Below are 16,839 nucleotides of genomic sequence, written 5' to 3'. Positions count from 1 at the left end.
GAGAGAGGAATCACGAACTGATTGCGAAATGACGTATGCATAACAAAGCCCTCACAAGGGGAGTGTGAGGGCTTAAGTTTTTAGCGCGTTACTTGCTGCTAACTTTACCGAGCTGTAACCAAGTATCGATAACGGTGTCTGGGTTTAGTGAAACAGAGCTGATGCCTTGCTCCATCAACCATTCCGCCAAATCTTCATGATCTGATGGGCCCTGACCACAAATACCCACGTACTTGCCAGCTTTGGTTGCTGCGTCAATTGCCATTTTCAGCATGATTTTCACCGCCGCGTTACGCTCATCAAATAGGTGAGCAACGTCGCCAGAGTCACGGTCCAGACCAAGCGTTAGCTGAGTCATGTCGTTTGAACCAATCGAGAAGCCATCAAAGTACTTCAAGAACTCATCGGCAAGTACCGCGTTGGATGGCAGTTCACACATCATGATGACTTTAAGACCTTGGTCGCCACGGCGCAGATCAAACTTCGCTAGCAAATCAATCACTGATGCAGCTTCGCTTGGTGTACGCACGAATGGGATCATGATTTCAACGTTTTTCAGACCCATTTCGTTACGAACGCGCTTGATAGCTTGAGTTTCTAACTCGAAGCAATCTTCAAACACTGGAGAAATGTAACGAGACGCACCACGGAAGCCGAGCATTGGGTTTTCTTCATGCGGTTCGTAGGCATTACCACCAACCAAGTTACTGTATTCGTTCGACTTAAAGTCAGACATACGAACGATGACGCGTTTTGGCCAGAAAGCAGAAGCGATAGTCGCGATGCCTTCAGTCAGTTTGCTTACGTAGAAATCGATAGGATCTTTGTAACCACGAATGCGCTGTTTAATTTCTGCTTTTAGCTCATCGCTTTGCGCATCAAAGTTAAGTAATGCTTTCGGGTGGATACCGATCATCTTGTTGATGATGAACTCTAGACGAGCAAGACCAACACCTTCGTTTGGAATCTGAGCAAAGTCGAATGCGCGATCTGGGTTGCCCACATTCATCATCACTTTGGTCGGCAGTAGTGGCAGTTCATCAACAGAAGAGCGTTTTACATCAAACTCAAGTTCACCTTGGTAAACGTAACCCGTTTCGCCTTCTGCACAAGATACGGTCACTGTTGCGCCATCAGTCAGTTTGCTTGTCGCATCGCCACAGCCAACGATTGCAGGAATACCAAGTTCACGAGCAATGATTGCTGCGTGACAAGTACGTCCGCCACGGTTGGTAACAATAGCAGAAGCTTTCTTCATCACTGGTTCCCAGTCTGGGTCAGTCATGTCTGTAACTAACACATCACCTTCTTGAACCAATGACATTTGGTCCAGAGAATCAACCAAACGCACTGCACCTTTACCGATACGTTGACCGATTGCACGACCTTCAATCAAAACATCTGCTTTGTTTTGTAGCTCGTAGCGCTCAATCACGTTTTGTTCCGTTTGTGAACATACGGTTTCAGGACGCGCTTGAACAATGTACAGCTTGCCGTCGATGCCATCTTTTGCCCACTCAATGTCCATTGGACGCTGGTAGTGCTTCTCGATGATCATCGCTTGTTTTGCGAGCTCTTTGATCTCTTCGTCGTTCAATGAGAACGTGTTGCGCTCTTCATCAGAAGTGTCAACGATATCAACTTGTTTGCCGATCTCTTGGTTGTTAGAGTAGATCATTTTGATCAACTTAGAACCAAATGTTTTCTTAACGATCGGGTGCTCACCTGCTTCAAGCATTGGCTTATGAACGTAGAATTCATCAGGGTTTACTGCGCCTTGAACGACCATTTCACCTAGGCCCCATGAAGAGGTGATGAAGACAACTTGGTCGAAACCAGACTCAGTATCAAGCGTAAACATTACACCCGAAGAAGCTTTGTCTGAACGCACCATACGTTGGATACCCGCAGATAGCGAGATACCACGGTGGTCGAAACCTTGGTGTACACGGTAAGAGATCGCACGGTCGTTAAATAGAGAAGCGTAAACGTGCTTAGTTGCTTCTAGTACTGCGTCGATGCCTTTCACGTTCAAAAACGTTTCTTGCTGACCAGCAAAAGAGGCATCAGGCAGGTCTTCTGCCGTAGCAGATGAACGAACTGCGACTGAAAGCTCAGGGTTGCCTTCAATCAGTTCTTGGTAGTTTTCACGGATTTCTTGTTCAAGGTCCGCAGGGAAAGGGGCCTCTAATACCCATTGACGGATGGTTGCACCTGTCTTACGCAGAGCTTCCACATCCTCAACGTCTAGTTCATCAAGTAATTGGTGAATACGCTCATCCAAACCTTCGTGGTCAAGGAATTGGTTAAACGCGTATGAGGTTGTCGCAAAACCATTTGGTACAGAAACGCCTGCGTTCGCTAGGTTAGAAACCATTTCGCCAAGTGAAGCATTCTTACCGCCGACTTTGTCGACATCATCCATGGATAGGCCATTGAACCAGAGGGTGTTCTTTTGCATGTCTTTCTCCAGAAACATTGCAGCTTAGTAGGGGGACTTAAATCGCTCTAAACAATCGCATGTTGGCTGTTATTACACGTTGACCATACATTGCTTCATTTAGATTGATATCAAAGGCAAACGATTACGTTCTGGCTGAAAAAAATTCAAAAGAATTTTTAAAGCTGTGGTGAACCTAACTGAAAGCCAAACTGATTTATTAATATTATGTTTACCATCCTACTCAAAAGATTTTGAAAAATTAAACAGAAATGCAAATAAATAACCAAAGTCGTGATGTGTTCTATGTTTCTGACGGTACGGCGATAACATGTGAGACATTAGGGCATGTTGTTCTCGGTCAATTTCCGTTCATTCCTAACGAAAAAACCTTTCCGTTCGTAGAAAGCCAGGACAAAGTTGCTGACGTTCTAAAAGAAATTGAAACTTCCTACCAACGCAATGGCGTCAAACCTCTGGTGTTTTTCTCTATCGTGGTGCCAGACGTACGTGAGATGCTGCTGGAAGCGCCTGCATACAGCTACGATGTGTTGGAAAGCATTGTACAGAAAGTGCAAGACGACATTCAGATGGCGCCAAAACCCAAGTTGCAACGTTCTCGCAGTGTGGGGAAAGATTCCGATACCTATTTCGACCGTATCGCGGCCATTGAATATACATTGGCGCATGATGATGGCATCACGCTAAAAGGGTTGGAACAAGCCGATATTATCCTGCTGGGAGTATCGCGCAGCGGAAAAACCCCCACCAGCTTGTATATGGCGATGCAATTTGGTTTGCGTGTCGTGAACTATCCGTTCATTGCGGAAGATGTGAAGATGATGCGTTTGTTGCCTGAGTTTGAGATCCATCGTCATAAATTATTCGGGCTTACTATCGACCCTGAACGTTTGACTGAAATCCGTGAGAATCGTTTGTCTGGAAGTGATTACGCCAGTACCGAGCAGTGTAAGCTGGAGCTAGACACCGTAGAGGCGTTGTTTAGAAGAGAGGCGATCCCATACATCAACACGTCCTCTCTGTCTGTTGAGGAAATTACTACGCGTATTCTGGAAAAAGCAGGAATGAAGCGTCGCTTGTTTGGCTAACAAGACAAGCTCATGTCGCTATGTGTAAGAGGAGGTAAGGTGTGTACCTCCTCTATCGAATGAACCTTAGACAGAATTAATAGTATTGGAACATCTTTTGGATGTCTTGATAGTTTTTGGTCTGAGTCAGTGACAGCATCAGTAAGATACGTGCTTTTTGTGGGTTTAGTGTGCCTGAGGCAACAAAGCCATATTTGTCGTCATCAATTTCAGCATCCAAAGTGGTTGATCCGGTTGGTGTGCGAGAGCTTCTTACAACAACAACGCCATCTTTGCTCGCTTTTTCTAGCTCATCAAAGACCGTGTGGTACAAGTTACCATTACCCACACCAGCACTTACAATACCGTCAAACTTGGCATCAACAAAGGCTTTTACTGGTAAGCTCGACGCATTTGCATAGTTATAAACAATGCCTACTTTAGGTAGTGTGTTGAGTTTTGATACATCGAATGGTGTTTCTGTGGTGTGTTTACGCTCTGGGCTTCGTTGATATTTGGCATCGCTATTATGAATGTAGCCGATAGGGCCAAAGTTAGGTGACTGGAAAGTACTGACGGAAGTGGTGTTTGTTTTAGTTACGTCTCGCGCATCGAATATAGTGTCATTCATCGCGACTAATACGCCGCGCCCTTCAGAATCTTCATCGGTTGCTGTCACGACGGCGTTGTATAAATTAACTGGGCCATCAGCACTCATTGCGGTGGAAGGACGCATTGCACCGACAATCACGACTGGTTTTTTGCTCTTGACGGTCAGATCAAGGAAGTAAGCGGTTTCTTCTAACGTATCGGTACCATGCGTGATGACGATACCGTCAACATCATCTTGAGCGAGCAGTTCGTTGACGCGTTTGGCTAATTTAAGCCATACCTCATCATTCATATCTTGTGAACCAATACTGACCACTTGCTCTCCGGAAATATCTGCAATGTTGGTCATGCTAGGTACCGCAGAAATCAATGATTCGACACCGACTTTACCTGCGGTGTAGTTTGACTCTGTCGCAGATTGACCTGCGCCTGCTATGGTGCCGCCAGTGGCAAGAATTTTAATGTTCGGAAGATCGGATTGCGCAAAAGAGAACGAACTGATGCATAAACCGAGAGTTATCGTACTGAGGCGGAAAAGATTTTTCGTCATAGGAATCACCTGCTGTTAGGTTGGATGTTGGGGAACTCATCTATCCTAAAAACAGCGGGTTAGATTTTTTGAGTGCTAGTTCAACAAATTGCAGATGAAGATCGTGATCAAGCAATCAGTTAAAGAACATTAATTCAAACAATTAACTTAAATAACGTGCTTCTTTAACAAGTGAGATGTACTAATAACGTGCACAATGCGTTATATGCTCTAATCTATTGATTGATAAATAAAGAGGGAAGGGAGGCGCGATTAGGTTACTAAACACGAATGGAGAAGTGCAACTTCTTCAAAGTTTACAGTGTAAAAAAAAGCGGCTTTACCCCGGAACAGATAAAAGCCGCTTGCCAATGATGTGTTAATTCACATCTTATCGCATAATCATTTGTTCACGACCAGGACCCACAGACACCATTTTTACTGGTACGCCCATCAGTTCCTCAATGCGTAGAACGTATTTCTGTGCTGCTACTGGAAGCTCTTCAAACTTACGACAACCTGTGATGTCCTCGCTCCAGCTTTCCATCTTCTCGTAGATTGGCGCAAGAGATGCAGTTTGAGGCCAGATTGGGTTTTCGCTGTGGTCGCCTTCGTAGCCAACACAGATTTTCAGATCGTTAAGACCAGTCAAACAGTCTACTTTAGTTAGCGCAATTTCAGTTGCTGCTTGCAGTTCAACACCGTTCTTCGTAGCGACTGCGTCGAAGTAGCCCATATCGCGCGGACGACCTGTAGTTGCACCGAACTCGCCTGCAAGTTCACGGAAAGCGTCTTGCTCTTCCATTGCCGTGATCAACGTACCAGTACCTACTGATGAGCTGAATGCTTTTGCAACCGCAATCACGCGTTCAGGACGAAGTGCCGGAAGACCACTGCCGATACCCGCATACATTGATACAACGTTAGAAGATGTTGTCCAAGGGTACTCACCGTAAACAAGGTCACGACCCGCGCCAAGCTGCGCTTCGAACAATAGAGTTTTGTCTTTCGCTTGTAGTTCTTTTAGAGGAAGCGTTACGTTGCAAATTGAATCGCGCCAAGGTGCAGACACTTCTAGTAACCAGTTCGCCATTTCTTCCGCGGTTTGCTCGAACTCGAACGTCGGGTAAAGCGCACGCAGTTGCGGCAGTTTCCAATCCATCATGAATTGAAGGCGTTCAACCAATACTTCTGGTTGCTTCAACCAACCAACAAGGATGCCTTTCTTCATTACGCGGTCACCGTACGCAGGTGCAATACCTTGACGAGTTGAACCGTATGCTTTGTCGCCTAAACGCTGTTCTTCTAGCGTATCTTCTAGTGCGTGTAGAGGTAGACACAGTGTTGCGCGATCAGAGATGCACATATTCACTTTTACACCCGCTTCTTCAACTTCCGCAATCTCCTGAGACAGCAATGCAGGGCTGATAACCATACCCGGACCTAATACTGCCAAACAGTCTGGGTTGAAAACGCCACTTGGTAGCTGGTGCAGCTTGAACGTACCTAGGTCGTTAACCACGGTGTGACCCGCGTTGTTACCACCTTGGAAACGAATGCTTGCAGAAGCTTGCTCTGCCAAAAAGTCAACGATGCGGCCTTTGCCTTCATCACCCCAGTTTGCACCCACAACAACGATAGACGACATAATTTAATCTCCAAAAACAGATGCAAAAATCTTAAGATGTTCGCCATAATAAGAGAAATTAATTATACTCATTAACTTGATAAGAATCTCATATCGGAATTGGCAATGTTAGATTTGAACTGGCTGCGAACCTTCGTAACTCTTGCAGAGGTAAAGCATTTCGGCAAAACAGCGACGGAACTGCACATGACGCAACCGAACGTCAGCTTGCATATCAAGCAGTTGGAGCAGGCCACACGCACGAAATTGATTGAGCGAAATCCTGTGCAGTTGACGCAAGCGGGGAAGCGTTTGTTAGATACGGCGCAGCGGATGCTTAATGAGCTGCAAATTTGCCAATCGGATCTCAATGCCATCAACGATCTTACGCAAGGAACGCTTTCTATTGCGGCGAGCGATATCGTTTCACGTTTACTGCTTATCAAACCATTTCAGCAATTCAAAAGTGAATACCCGGGTATCGACTTGGCATTGTTCAATACCACGTCTTCTCAAGCAGTGGACTTGGTGAAAAGTGCGCGTGCCGATATCGGCTTTGTTATCGCACAAAAAGAGAGCCAACCGCTGCATTTTACGCCCCTCACGCAGATTCACTGGTGTGCGTTTGGCGATAACATTTTTGAGTGGCAGGACAATCGAAAAGAGAGCCAGACGTTGATTCTGCTAGGGCACGACACGCGAACCCGTGAGCTGATAGATGCATCTTTACCTGAGTTAAATCTGCCTAAGCATCGCGTGATGGAAGTGGGCAGTGTGGAAGCACAAATCGACTGGGCAGAAGCAGGATTTGGGACCGCCATTGTGCCGGATTTCTCTCTTGATCCGAGGCTAATGCTTTCCCGAGAAGTCACGCCTTTACCTAGTTTTCCAAACACCGATTTCGGCTACATTGTGCGCCAAAATCAGGTACTCTCCAAAGCCGCCAAACAGCTACTCAGTTGGGTTGGAGAGAATGTGTCAGTGGTGGGAGAGTAACGGATGAACGATGACAACATTATTGTTTCGCTTCCCTCTCTGATTCATCGCATTGGCGGTGAGAATGCTAAACGCATTAAAGTCATTGCGGCGGATTGCGGGTGTGACGTTAAGCGAGTTAGGCGCTCACGTCATTGGCAAGTTTCTGGAGAAGCTTTGAACTTAAAAGCGTTACTTGATCAGCTAAAAGCAGGGCAGTGTGAAGAGCTAAGGTTTGTGATGAATAAGTTGGAGAAAGGGTTATCCGTTCATCAGGACAAACTGGAACCGTTAGAAGAAAAACTGATTCGGTTGGTGGTGCAAAACCCAAATATCACCTTGGCGGAGTTGATGACAGAAACGCACTGTACGATTGCGCAAGCCAGAGCAGCTCGGTTTGAAGCGGAAATGCTCTAGCGTAGAATTTTTATTTACTCATTCTAGCAGCCAATGTTACGGTGCGGGCTATTACTAAAAATTAAGGCCATTTTTTATCATGGATATTTGGAAGCTCCTCCTTTTTATTCCCGCTTGCTTTGCTCTGAATATGACTCCAGGCCCAAACAACTTATTGGCAATGAATAATGCGCGTTGTTACGGTTTTCGTGCCGCGTTTGTCGCTAGTTTAGGGCGTATTACGGCATTTTCTGGCATGATCGCGTTGTCTGCCTCTGGGCTCGCCGTGATTTTGTACACATCAGAAATGCTGTTTTTAGCGTTAAAGCTGGTGGGTGCGTTGTATCTATTGTGGATTGCATTCAACCTTTGGCGTTCGGAATCGAGCCCGATCTCTGAGTTAACGAACTCACGCAACTATGCAGGGCTTGCGAAACAAGAGTTTACGCTTGCCGCCGGTAACCCGAAGGCGATTCTTATTTTTACTGCGTTTTTGCCGCAGTTTGTTGATGTGAACGCCAACGTTCAAGAGCAGTTTTTTGCCCTTGGCTCCACGTTTTTGATATTAGAAATGGTCGCCATTTCAATCTATGCCATCTTTGGTTTGTACTTGAGACACTGGTTTTCAAATCCAAAAATGGCGAAACGTTTTAATCGCGGATGTTCGCTGTTTTTAGCAGCATCTGGTGTGAATTTGCTATTAAGTAAGCAATAACGCATATCATTTCTGTAGCGTATTTTTCTATTAAAAAAGAGCCGCTGATGTTATATCAGCGGCTCTTTTCGTTGATGCATCTATTGTTTGTTGTTACCACATCAAGTCATCTGGCACGACGAAATCTGCGTATGGGTCGTCTTCTGCTGGAATGTCCGATTCTGGTTCTTTCTGTTCGATGATGACGGATTCATCACGTTGAGCAATTTTATTTGCTACTCCGCGTGGAATGACAACGTAGCTTTCACCGACAATAGCAATGGCTAGAATGCCTTTAATCAACTGTTCACGGATGAGAGCATCAACATACAGTGACTTAACCAAGGTGCCATGGGTGAAGTTGTACTTAATATCGCCATCTTTTAAGTCGATCTTGTTCATCTCAATCAATTGATTGATTTGCGCTTTGATCTCTTTATTCAAACGCTCGGCATTTTGCTGTTCGCTCAATTGTTTATCACGCTCTAACTGTTGGCGTTTATTCTCTTCAACCGCCGCTTTTACTTCGCGTGCTTGAACGCGTGATTTTTTAGAGCCTTTCTTCGCTTTCTTTAGTTTCTTTTCATTAACTAAGCCAGCTTTCAGCATTTGTTCTTGAAGGGTAAGTTTTGCCATGTTTCATCCAGTTAGTGCGCAATTTTGTGCATTTTAGCGAGTCCTTATCAGCAAGGAAAGGGCGATGATGACACGTCGGAGAAATTATCAGACTCAAGCAAACGCAATGCGTCCCAAAGCATCACTTGGTTGGAGCTTAGTACAGGAATACCAAAGCGGCTTGAGAAATAAGGCAGTAGATGCATGACTCGCATGTTCGTGCATGAAATAAATACTGCGTCCACAGTGCAATCAATCGACTCAAGCAGCTGCGCTAAGGCATTCTCTACGTCTTGTCCTCCAATGGTTGGGATATGGGGATCGTAGTCGAGATTGAAATACCCAAAGGCCAGAACGTCAATGCCATGTTCGGTCATGGACTCATAAAGTGGGTGATTGACGTCATTGGTATACGGCGTCAGCATAACGATTCTTTGAGCTTGATGGTGTTCAAGCGCTCTCAGTGCGGCTTGCCAAGGGTTAGTTGTTATGGCTTCGGGTCTCTCTTGACGAATTAAATCAGTGATTTTATCGGAGCCAATGAGCACACTAGCTGACGTACAGCCAAACGCCATGACGTTGATTGGCCACATTGGCACGATGGTGCGTACACACTCGCGGATACTGTTTTGCATGTCTGTTAAGTGCAGAGGATCGACAGTACCTGTAGTGAGAAAGCGTGAAGTGTATAAGCGAACATCTGCGGGTAAATGCTCGCGCCATTCGTTTTCTAGCACATAGTCGGTCGCGAGTTGAATGAGTCCGATTGAACGTTGATAAGCGGATACATCCGCCGAAAACTCAAACTGAGTGGTTAAAGATTGAAACGTACAGAGCTCTGGCATGTTACGGCCCTCAAAAAGTGCGGTGGTTGCCCACCGCCAAAGTCACAGGGAATAAGTTACATCGTGGATTGAATGCTGGTGAGTTGTTGAGCGGTATAGTCAGCGATTGCGGTGTCTTGAACGCCAGTTCCCGTTAAATCACATACCGAAACATCGTCAACACGCCTTGAGTAGGGGTGCTTGCCGCAAATGATGTCGCCAAGTTCGACTAGGCTACGGGTGAGCGGTTTGTCTACACCACGTAATTCGCCAAGTGATTCTGACTGACTGATTCGATCAACCACCAGATGCTCAGCGTTTAGGATGACTGAGGTGGCAAGCTCACGTTTATGAGGGCTGTCTGAACCCATAGCGATCACGTGTGCTCCGGATGGGATATCTTCCCAATTCAGCAAAGGTTCTTTTGATGGTGTTGTCGTGACAATAATGTCGGCTTCTTGGCATGCTTGCTGGATAGAGGAGTGTACGGATACGGATAGATCGTATCGTTGCTCCATACGTTGTTTGTAAGCCTGCGATTTTGTGTTGTCTCTTGCCCAGATGTTCACTTGGGAGATTGGCCTAACTAATTTTATTGCAGCGACTTGTAGTTCTGCTTGAAGCCCACTGCCAATAACCGTAATTTTGGATGCTTCTGAGTTCGACAGGTATTTCGCGGAGATAGCGCCGGCGAGAGCAGTACGAATGTCGGTTAGATACCCTTCGTCAAACAATACGCTATCAACCAGCCCTGTTTTCGCGCTAAAGAGCACCATCAAACCATTTAGGCTGGGTAGTCCCAGTTTTGGGTTATCAAAAAAACCTGGGCTGATTTTTATCGCGAAGCGCTCATTGCCTTTGATATGCGCCGTTTTTACATCCACTTCGCCGTTATGTTCTTCGATTGCCATACTAAGAATCGGAGGCATGGTGACGTTGCCTTGCCCAAGCGCTTTGAAGCCATTTTCCACGGCCGCTAACGCATTAAGATCTAACTGAGTCACTTGCTCTATCTGAGATTTATTATAGATTTTCATTCGCACGACCTCGGTTATTCTTTGACTTGGCGGCCAATTTTTAATGCCGTCTCAAAAGTGTCTGAAGAGACGTTTTTTCCACTGAGCACCAAAACGACTTTCTTACCGCGTAAGTCCAGTTGATGCTGGTGAATGGCGGCAAGCCCCACTGCGGCTGCGCCTTCTACGGCAAATTTTTCTGCATCGAAAATATCTGCCATGCCTTTGGCGATGTTGTGTTCACTGACTAAAAACGCTTTATCCATGACTTCTTGCACGAGTTTGAAGGTATAGCGATTGTCTAAACCTATGCCGCCACCTAAGCTGTCAGCAAACGATTCGTGCTCTTCAACTTGTACTGGTTTTCCTGCTTTAATGCTTTCTACCATCGCAGCGCCTTTGTCCATGGAAACGCCATACACGTTCACTTTGCTGCTGTTTGATTTTGCGGCTAAGCCAATACCACCAATCAATCCGCCGCCAGATAGCCCGGCGAAAATGACGTCGACATCAGGAAGATCTTCAATGATTTCTAGCCCAATGGTCCCTTGTCCGGCGATGATGTCTGGGTGTTCGAATGGTGAGAGATAGGTCATCGACTCGTCTTCTGTTAGCCTCAATGCTTCTCGCTCCGCGTCGTCTTGAGCTTGACCAACTATTCGAACTTCTGCGCCTAATGCTTTAATTGCGTCGACTTTGTTTTGTGGCACTAAATTGGACATACAAATCACGGTGCGGACTCCTAGTCGTTGCCCTGCATAAGCCACGGCACGGCCGTGGTTACCAGTAGAGCAAGTGACGACGCCATGTCGTTTTTGTTCCTCACTCAGTTTGTTCATGGCATGAGTCGCTCCACGCAATTTAAAAGCACCAATAGGTTGTAGTGTTTCCAGTTTTAACCAAATTTCACATTGATATTGTTGCGATAACAGTGGTGAGTGAAGTAATGGTGTGCGACTGACTAATCCGTTAATCGCTTTCTTTGCGGCAAAGATTGCTTGTGTTTCCATGTAGTACGTCTCTTAGGACCGCCCCCTCTAATTTGGTCAGAGGGGGCGGTAATCATTGGTAGGTTTGTGAGTTGGTTAATTCGCGGCTATTTTGGCTGCCACTGTTTAGACGTGACGAGGTTATCCATCACTTTATTGACCGCTTGGTGCGCTTTGTCGACAATAGTGTCGATGTCATTACGGTTCGCGATAAGCGGTGGAGCAAAGCCGAGGATGTCACCATGTGGCATGGCACGAGCGATTAAGCCTTGCTCTAAACAGGCTGCCGCGATTTGCGGACCCACTTTCAAGTTTGGATCAAAGTGTGCTCGGCGGAGTTTGTCTGAAGAAAACTCCAACGCATGCAACAAGCCAACGCCACGAGTATCACCGATCAATGGATGATCGTTAAACGTTTCCGCCATACGTTGCTGCAGGTAAGCGCCGACCTCGGCTGCGTTTTGCACCAAGCCTTCACGTTCAATGATATCGAGGTTGCAGTTCGCGGCTGCCGCTCCCATTGGGTGACCGGAGTAGGTATAACCGTGTCCGATAGCGCCCCATTGGTCGGTGCCGTTTTCTAGCACACTCCAAACTCGTTCACCGACGATCACGCCAGACAGCGGTTGATACGCTGAGGTTAACCCTTTCGCTACCGTGATGAGATCCGGTTTCATGTCGTAGTGCAGTGAGCCAAAATCGGAGCCGAGGCGACCAAAGCCACAGACCACTTCATCCGCAATCAAGAGTACATCGTATTTGTCTAGTACTTTACGAATCGCCTGCCAGTACCCTTCTGGTGGTGGCACAATACCGCCAGTTCCGAGCACTGGTTCCGCAATCATAGCTGCCACCGTTTCAGGGCCTTCTTCCAAGATCATCGCTTCGAGTTGATCCGCACAATATTGAGAGAATTCAAGCTCAGACATACTCTCGTCTTCACGGCGATAGTAATACGGCGCCATGGTGTGCTTGATGCGCTCAAGCGGTAAATCAAAATGTGCGTGGAAAAGAGGCAGTCCTGTCATTGAACCCGAAGCGATACTTGAGCCATGGTAGCCGCGGTCACGGGAGATAATTTTTTTCTTCTCTGGTAGACCACGAGCATTGTTGTAATACCACACCAACTTAAGTTGAGTTTCGTTCGCATCACTGCCTGACATGCCGTAGTAGACTTTACTCATGCCTTCAGGCGCCATTTTGATGATGCGATCTGACAGTGTCACTAGTGCTTCGTTGGTATGACCGACGTAAGTGTGGTAGTACGCCAGCTCTTTGGCTTGTTCATAAATGGCATCGGCCATTTCAGTCCTACCATAGCCAATGTTCACACAATACAACCCGGCAAAGCCGTCTATCAGCTCGATGCCTTCTGAATCGGTGATGCGTATTCCGCTTCCGCTCGAGATAATTCTTCCCGAAAGCTCCCCAGCCGCATACTGCTTCAGGTGGGTTGAGGCATGAAATACTCTCTGACGGTCGATCTCTAAAAGTTGTTGGGTTTTGTTGCTCATGATCCTTCTCCTCGAATAATTGGATATCCATATTTCGTGCCTTAACTGCCACTGACGGTTGGTAAAGCGCCTAAGCAGCAGTATTTGATTTCACTGTATTCTTCAAAGCCGTGGCGACTGCCTTCTCGTCCAAGTCCAGACTGTTTCACACCGCCGAATGGGATAGGGTGGCCAGTCATCTTGACGGAGTTCACGCTCACCATGCCAAACTCCAAACCACGCATGCAGCGCCAAATTTGGTGAATATCGTGACCATAAACATAGGCAGCTAAGCCGTACTCAGTGTCGTTGCTCATTTCAATCACGGTATCTAAGTCTTGGTAAGGCAATACGCCTGCCACAGGACAAAAATTCTCTTCGCGATACACCGCCATATCAGGGGTGACATCGGCCAGCAATGTCGGCGCAAAGAAGTTTTCGCCTGGTACGGGCTGGTGGTATCCCGCTACCAATCGCGCGCCTTTGTCGAGTGCGTCACGCACCAAATCATGCGCTTTATCCACCGCAGCGCGATTGATCAGCGGCCCCATGGTGGCTTTTTCATCTAAACCATTGCCTAAAACGATGTGGCTCATTTCTTTGGCAAACGCTTCCAAAAATGCTTCGTACTTATCTTCGGGGACGAAAATACGGTTTGCGGCCAAGCAGTCTTGTCCTGCTGTTTGAAACTTGGCATCCACGGCAGCTTTGGCTGCTTGCTCGACATCCATATCTGGCAGCACGATGAAAGGGGCATTACCGCCGAGCTCCATGCTGCACTTCTTCACGGTTTGTGCCGCGTCGCGCAGCAGCAACTTACCCACTCGAGTTGAACCTGTGAACGAGAGTGCTTTGACTTTATCGGAGTGACACAAGGTTTGTGACACCATCACCGCATCGCCAGTGATCACGTTAAATACACCAGGTGGAAAGCCAGCTCGGTCTGCTAATTCTGCCAAGGCCAATGCGGAGAAAGGCGTTTCACTGGCAGGTTTGATGAGCACCGGACAGCCTATCGCTAATGCTGCGGCGGCTTTACGGGTGACCATTGCATTAGGAAAATTCCATGGTGTAATCAGAGCTGCGACACCAATCGGCTCGCGTATCGTCGATAGTTGCGCATTCGGAATATGACTTGGGATGGTTTCGCCATAGCTGCGGCGTGCTTCCTCTGCAAACCAACGAACAAAGGATGCGCCGTAGTCGATTTCACCCAAAGCATCACCTAATATTTTGCCTTGCTCCATAACCATCAAACGAGCAAGATCTTGTTTTGACTCTAAAATCAGATCGTGCCAACGCATGAGAATTTCAGCGCGTTCTTCTGCTTGCATTTTTCGCCATTGACGAAAGGCTTGGTCGGCTTCATCAATCGCTTGATAGAGTTGTTGCTGAGATAGCTTGGTAATGTAGCCGATGACCGTACCATCCGCTGGATTATCCACCGGATGAAATTGGTCACCACTTACCCATTTGCCATTTACGTACGCTAAACCTCTCACCAAACGTACGTCTTTCATTATCGCCATCATGTCGTGCGAGGCTTTTAATTCCTCAGCATGTAAGCTGTGCAGTGCTGTCATGAGTCCTTCTCCCAGCGTCGTTGTCCATAGTTAAACTGTAATGGAGAAGTGACCGAAATAATTTCTGATGCCGAGGTTTAAACCATCAAAACTTTCTTTTCCACACCATCAGATATGGTGATTTTTCTGGTCGTCTTTTAAGCGTGTTTTCCCTTTTAGAACAAGGCGTTTTGGTTCACTTCTAATGTGCCTGCATCACGTTTGATTGTTTTCGTCACGATGTAAGTAAAGTAGCGCTCAATGCCCACTTCTGACTCTAACCAGTTGTCGATAAGCCGCTGATATTGATCAATATCTTCCGACTGAATTTTGAGTATGTAATCGACACCGCCGCCTGTGGCATAACAATCAGTGACTTCTGGTGAGTGTTGAACCAGTTGCTCGAAACGTTTGAACGCTTGGGCGCTGTGCTCTTTGAGCGTAACTTCAACCATGACCGACGTTCGTTTGAACAAAACATCGGTATTTACTTTTGCCCCATAGCCTTCAATGATGCCTGCTTCTTCCAGTTTTTTGACACGCTCCCAGCAAGGGCTCACAGATAGGTTAATGGCCTCGGCAAGGTGAGATTTGGTAATACGGCCATTGTCATGAAGTATTTGTAGAATTTTTACGTCGTAGCGATCGAGGCGCATAATTGGTCTCCCTGTAAAATACCAATCAGTTCAGAATAGTTGATGACTGGTCAACCGCTATAAGGTGGCCCGAAGGCCACTCCTTTTTCTGTTATTGATTCTGTTATTGATTGAACTCTTGCTCCAGTGAGCTCAGCACCGCTTTACCGCTGTCGCCTGTAAGCTCGATGTATTTGTCCCGCATTGGCATAGAGGCTTGTTTAAATGCTGCACGTTCGTCACTGTCGAGTTTGATCATCTGCATATCTGGTTTTGCTTGCTTAATTTGATCAAGACGTTTTTGGTTAAACTCATCCTGTTTTTCAAATATAAAGTCAGTCATACCAGCGATGACTTTATTGACCTGATCTTGGCGGGCTTGTGGGAGGGTTTCGAACCAGCTGTTATTGGTAATGACAGTAGTAGTAAATTGTTGTTGTCCTGCCCAGATCATGTAGTCGTTCACTTCGTAGAACTTCATTTCTTCGATAGCAAAAACGGGGTTTACTTGACCATCGATCATTTTAAGTTGCAGAGCACCATAGACTTCTGAGTAGGGTAAAGGCGTAGGGTCGGCTCCAAACGATTTATAAGCCTCAACCAGCATTGGCGATGCCATCACGCGCATTTTGAAGTTATCAAAATCTTTTGGAGAACGAATCTCACGGTTGGTCGTCCACACCATTTCACCTTCTGGATACATAGTGAGAAGTTTGAGGTTTTTCTGTTCTAGCTTTCCGCCGAGTGTGTCATAGATAGTAGGGCTTGAACTCAGCACTTTTTTATTCACATCATTGTCTTGCGACAAAAGGTAAGGGATGGAGAAAACCTGCATTTCGGGCACGAATGAACCAAAAATACCTGGCGATGCGTTGGTAAATTGGATAATACCGTTCGCAGTAAGCTCGGTAAGATCTTCTGACTGACCTAATGTGCCGTATGGATAGACTTCCACTGTGACGTCGCCATCGGTTGCATTTTCGATGCGCTTTTTAAACTCTTGCGCATAAGCATCTTGCACCGAGCCTTTGACTTCTTCTAGAGCGAATTTCCACGTTTCTGCATAAACATTGCTGGTGGCAAAGCTGGCTGCGATCAGTACGGCACTCGTTAGGTAGCTGTGTTTCATCGGATTCATCCATTTCTTCCTTAATCAGTTTGTGAGTCAATTCACCAACGGCAGGTGATACACCAGACCCGATGTTGTGTCGTGTTTAGGGCGTGTTGACCTTTCGAGCTGATTTTTGCAGCGCTTTGTGGGTGGCCTACATAAAAAGCCGATAACGCAGTAGAAATGAACCACAAAGGCTGCCCGAAGGGTTCGAGCTAGGCGCCCCCGCAAAA

At 46.5% G+C, this 16,839-nt stretch carries 15 protein-coding genes; 4 read left to right on the top strand and 11 right to left on the bottom strand.

Going from position 1 to position 16,839, the window contains the following annotated elements; genetic code table 11:
- Positions 1-88: 88 nt before the first annotated feature.
- A complete protein-coding gene (gene ppsA / locus FKN16_RS02425; RefSeq protein WP_170901916.1) occupies positions 89-2,461 on the bottom strand; it encodes a phosphoenolpyruvate synthase in 2,373 nt (790 codons plus the stop codon).
- A gap of 251 nt (positions 2,462-2,712) precedes the next feature.
- On the opposite strand from ppsA, the gene FKN16_RS02420 reads away from it, so the two are divergent.
- Entirely contained in the window at positions 2,713-3,549 is an 837-nt protein-coding gene (locus tag FKN16_RS02420) for a pyruvate, water dikinase regulatory protein (protein ID WP_170901915.1), read from the top strand.
- A 76-nt stretch (positions 3,550-3,625) separates the two neighbouring features.
- Here the strand turns inward: FKN16_RS02420 and ansB are convergent, their stop codons facing one another.
- Complete coding sequence (ansB, locus tag FKN16_RS02415; protein ID WP_006741383.1) at positions 3,626-4,690, bottom strand: L-asparaginase 2; 1,065 nt, start codon at positions 4,688-4,690, stop codon at positions 3,626-3,628.
- Between the two features lie 370 nt (positions 4,691-5,060).
- Positions 5,061-6,317 (bottom strand): adenylosuccinate synthase, encoded by a 1,257-nt coding sequence (locus FKN16_RS02410; protein ID WP_104973443.1) that lies wholly within the window; start codon positions 6,315-6,317, stop codon positions 5,061-5,063.
- Between the two features lie 105 nt (positions 6,318-6,422).
- Here FKN16_RS02410 and FKN16_RS02405 point away from each other — a divergent pair, with 105 nt between their 5' ends.
- The 3 genes from FKN16_RS02405 to FKN16_RS02395 all read left to right on the top strand — a co-directional run bounded on the left by FKN16_RS02405 (position 6,423) and on the right by FKN16_RS02395 (position 8,382).
- Positions 6,423-7,292, top strand: coding sequence for a LysR family transcriptional regulator (locus FKN16_RS02405; protein ID WP_085343267.1), 870 nt, complete (start codon positions 6,423-6,425; stop codon positions 7,290-7,292).
- 3 nt (positions 7,293-7,295) lie between these two features.
- Positions 7,296-7,688 (top strand): ribosome recycling factor family protein, encoded by a 393-nt coding sequence (locus FKN16_RS02400; RefSeq protein ID WP_047008054.1) that lies wholly within the window; start codon positions 7,296-7,298, stop codon positions 7,686-7,688.
- A gap of 79 nt (positions 7,689-7,767) precedes the next feature.
- Complete coding sequence (locus FKN16_RS02395; RefSeq protein WP_006741386.1) at positions 7,768-8,382, top strand: LysE family translocator; 615 nt, start codon at positions 7,768-7,770, stop codon at positions 8,380-8,382.
- A gap of 93 nt (positions 8,383-8,475) precedes the next feature.
- On the opposite strand, the gene FKN16_RS02390 is transcribed toward FKN16_RS02395, so the two are convergent.
- From FKN16_RS02390 to dctP, 8 genes are all read right to left on the bottom strand, one after another.
- Complete coding sequence (locus FKN16_RS02390) at positions 8,476-8,997, bottom strand: DUF2058 domain-containing protein (protein WP_006741387.1); 522 nt, start codon at positions 8,995-8,997, stop codon at positions 8,476-8,478.
- 47 nt (positions 8,998-9,044) lie between these two features.
- Positions 9,045-9,821: an Asp/Glu racemase gene (locus tag FKN16_RS02385; protein ID WP_048624768.1), complete on the bottom strand. Its 777-nt coding sequence runs from the start codon at positions 9,819-9,821 to the stop codon at positions 9,045-9,047.
- A 56-nt stretch (positions 9,822-9,877) separates the two neighbouring features.
- Positions 9,878-10,837, bottom strand: coding sequence for a cyclodeaminase (locus FKN16_RS02380; RefSeq protein WP_006741389.1), 960 nt, complete (start codon positions 10,835-10,837; stop codon positions 9,878-9,880).
- A 14-nt stretch (positions 10,838-10,851) separates the two neighbouring features.
- Positions 10,852-11,826, bottom strand: a complete 975-nt coding sequence (eutB, locus tag FKN16_RS02375) for a hydroxyectoine utilization dehydratase EutB (RefSeq protein ID WP_170901914.1) — start codon at positions 11,824-11,826, stop codon at positions 10,852-10,854.
- An 86-nt stretch (positions 11,827-11,912) separates the two neighbouring features.
- Positions 11,913-13,319, bottom strand: coding sequence for an aspartate aminotransferase family protein (locus FKN16_RS02370; protein ID WP_074190436.1), 1,407 nt, complete (start codon positions 13,317-13,319; stop codon positions 11,913-11,915).
- Between the two features lie 41 nt (positions 13,320-13,360).
- On the bottom strand, positions 13,361-14,881 hold the full coding sequence (locus tag FKN16_RS02365; RefSeq protein ID WP_170901913.1) for an NAD-dependent succinate-semialdehyde dehydrogenase: 1,521 nt from the start codon (positions 14,879-14,881) through the stop codon (positions 13,361-13,363).
- Positions 14,882-15,036: 155 nt separating this feature from the next.
- The gene (locus FKN16_RS02360; RefSeq protein WP_006741393.1) at positions 15,037-15,516 is read right to left on the bottom strand and encodes an Lrp/AsnC family transcriptional regulator; all 480 of its coding nucleotides are present in this window, start codon (positions 15,514-15,516) and stop codon (positions 15,037-15,039) included.
- Between the two features lie 103 nt (positions 15,517-15,619).
- Positions 15,620-16,633: a TRAP transporter substrate-binding protein DctP gene (gene dctP / locus FKN16_RS02355; RefSeq protein ID WP_005392727.1), complete on the bottom strand. Its 1,014-nt coding sequence runs from the start codon at positions 16,631-16,633 to the stop codon at positions 15,620-15,622.
- Positions 16,634-16,839 lie beyond the last annotated feature (206 nt).

This window comes from Vibrio sp. 11-4(1) (genome assembly GCF_013048625.1).
GTDB classification, from domain to species: domain Bacteria; phylum Pseudomonadota; class Gammaproteobacteria; order Enterobacterales; family Vibrionaceae; genus Vibrio; species Vibrio diabolicus.
This window is presented reverse-complemented; position numbering and strand designations above follow the sequence as displayed.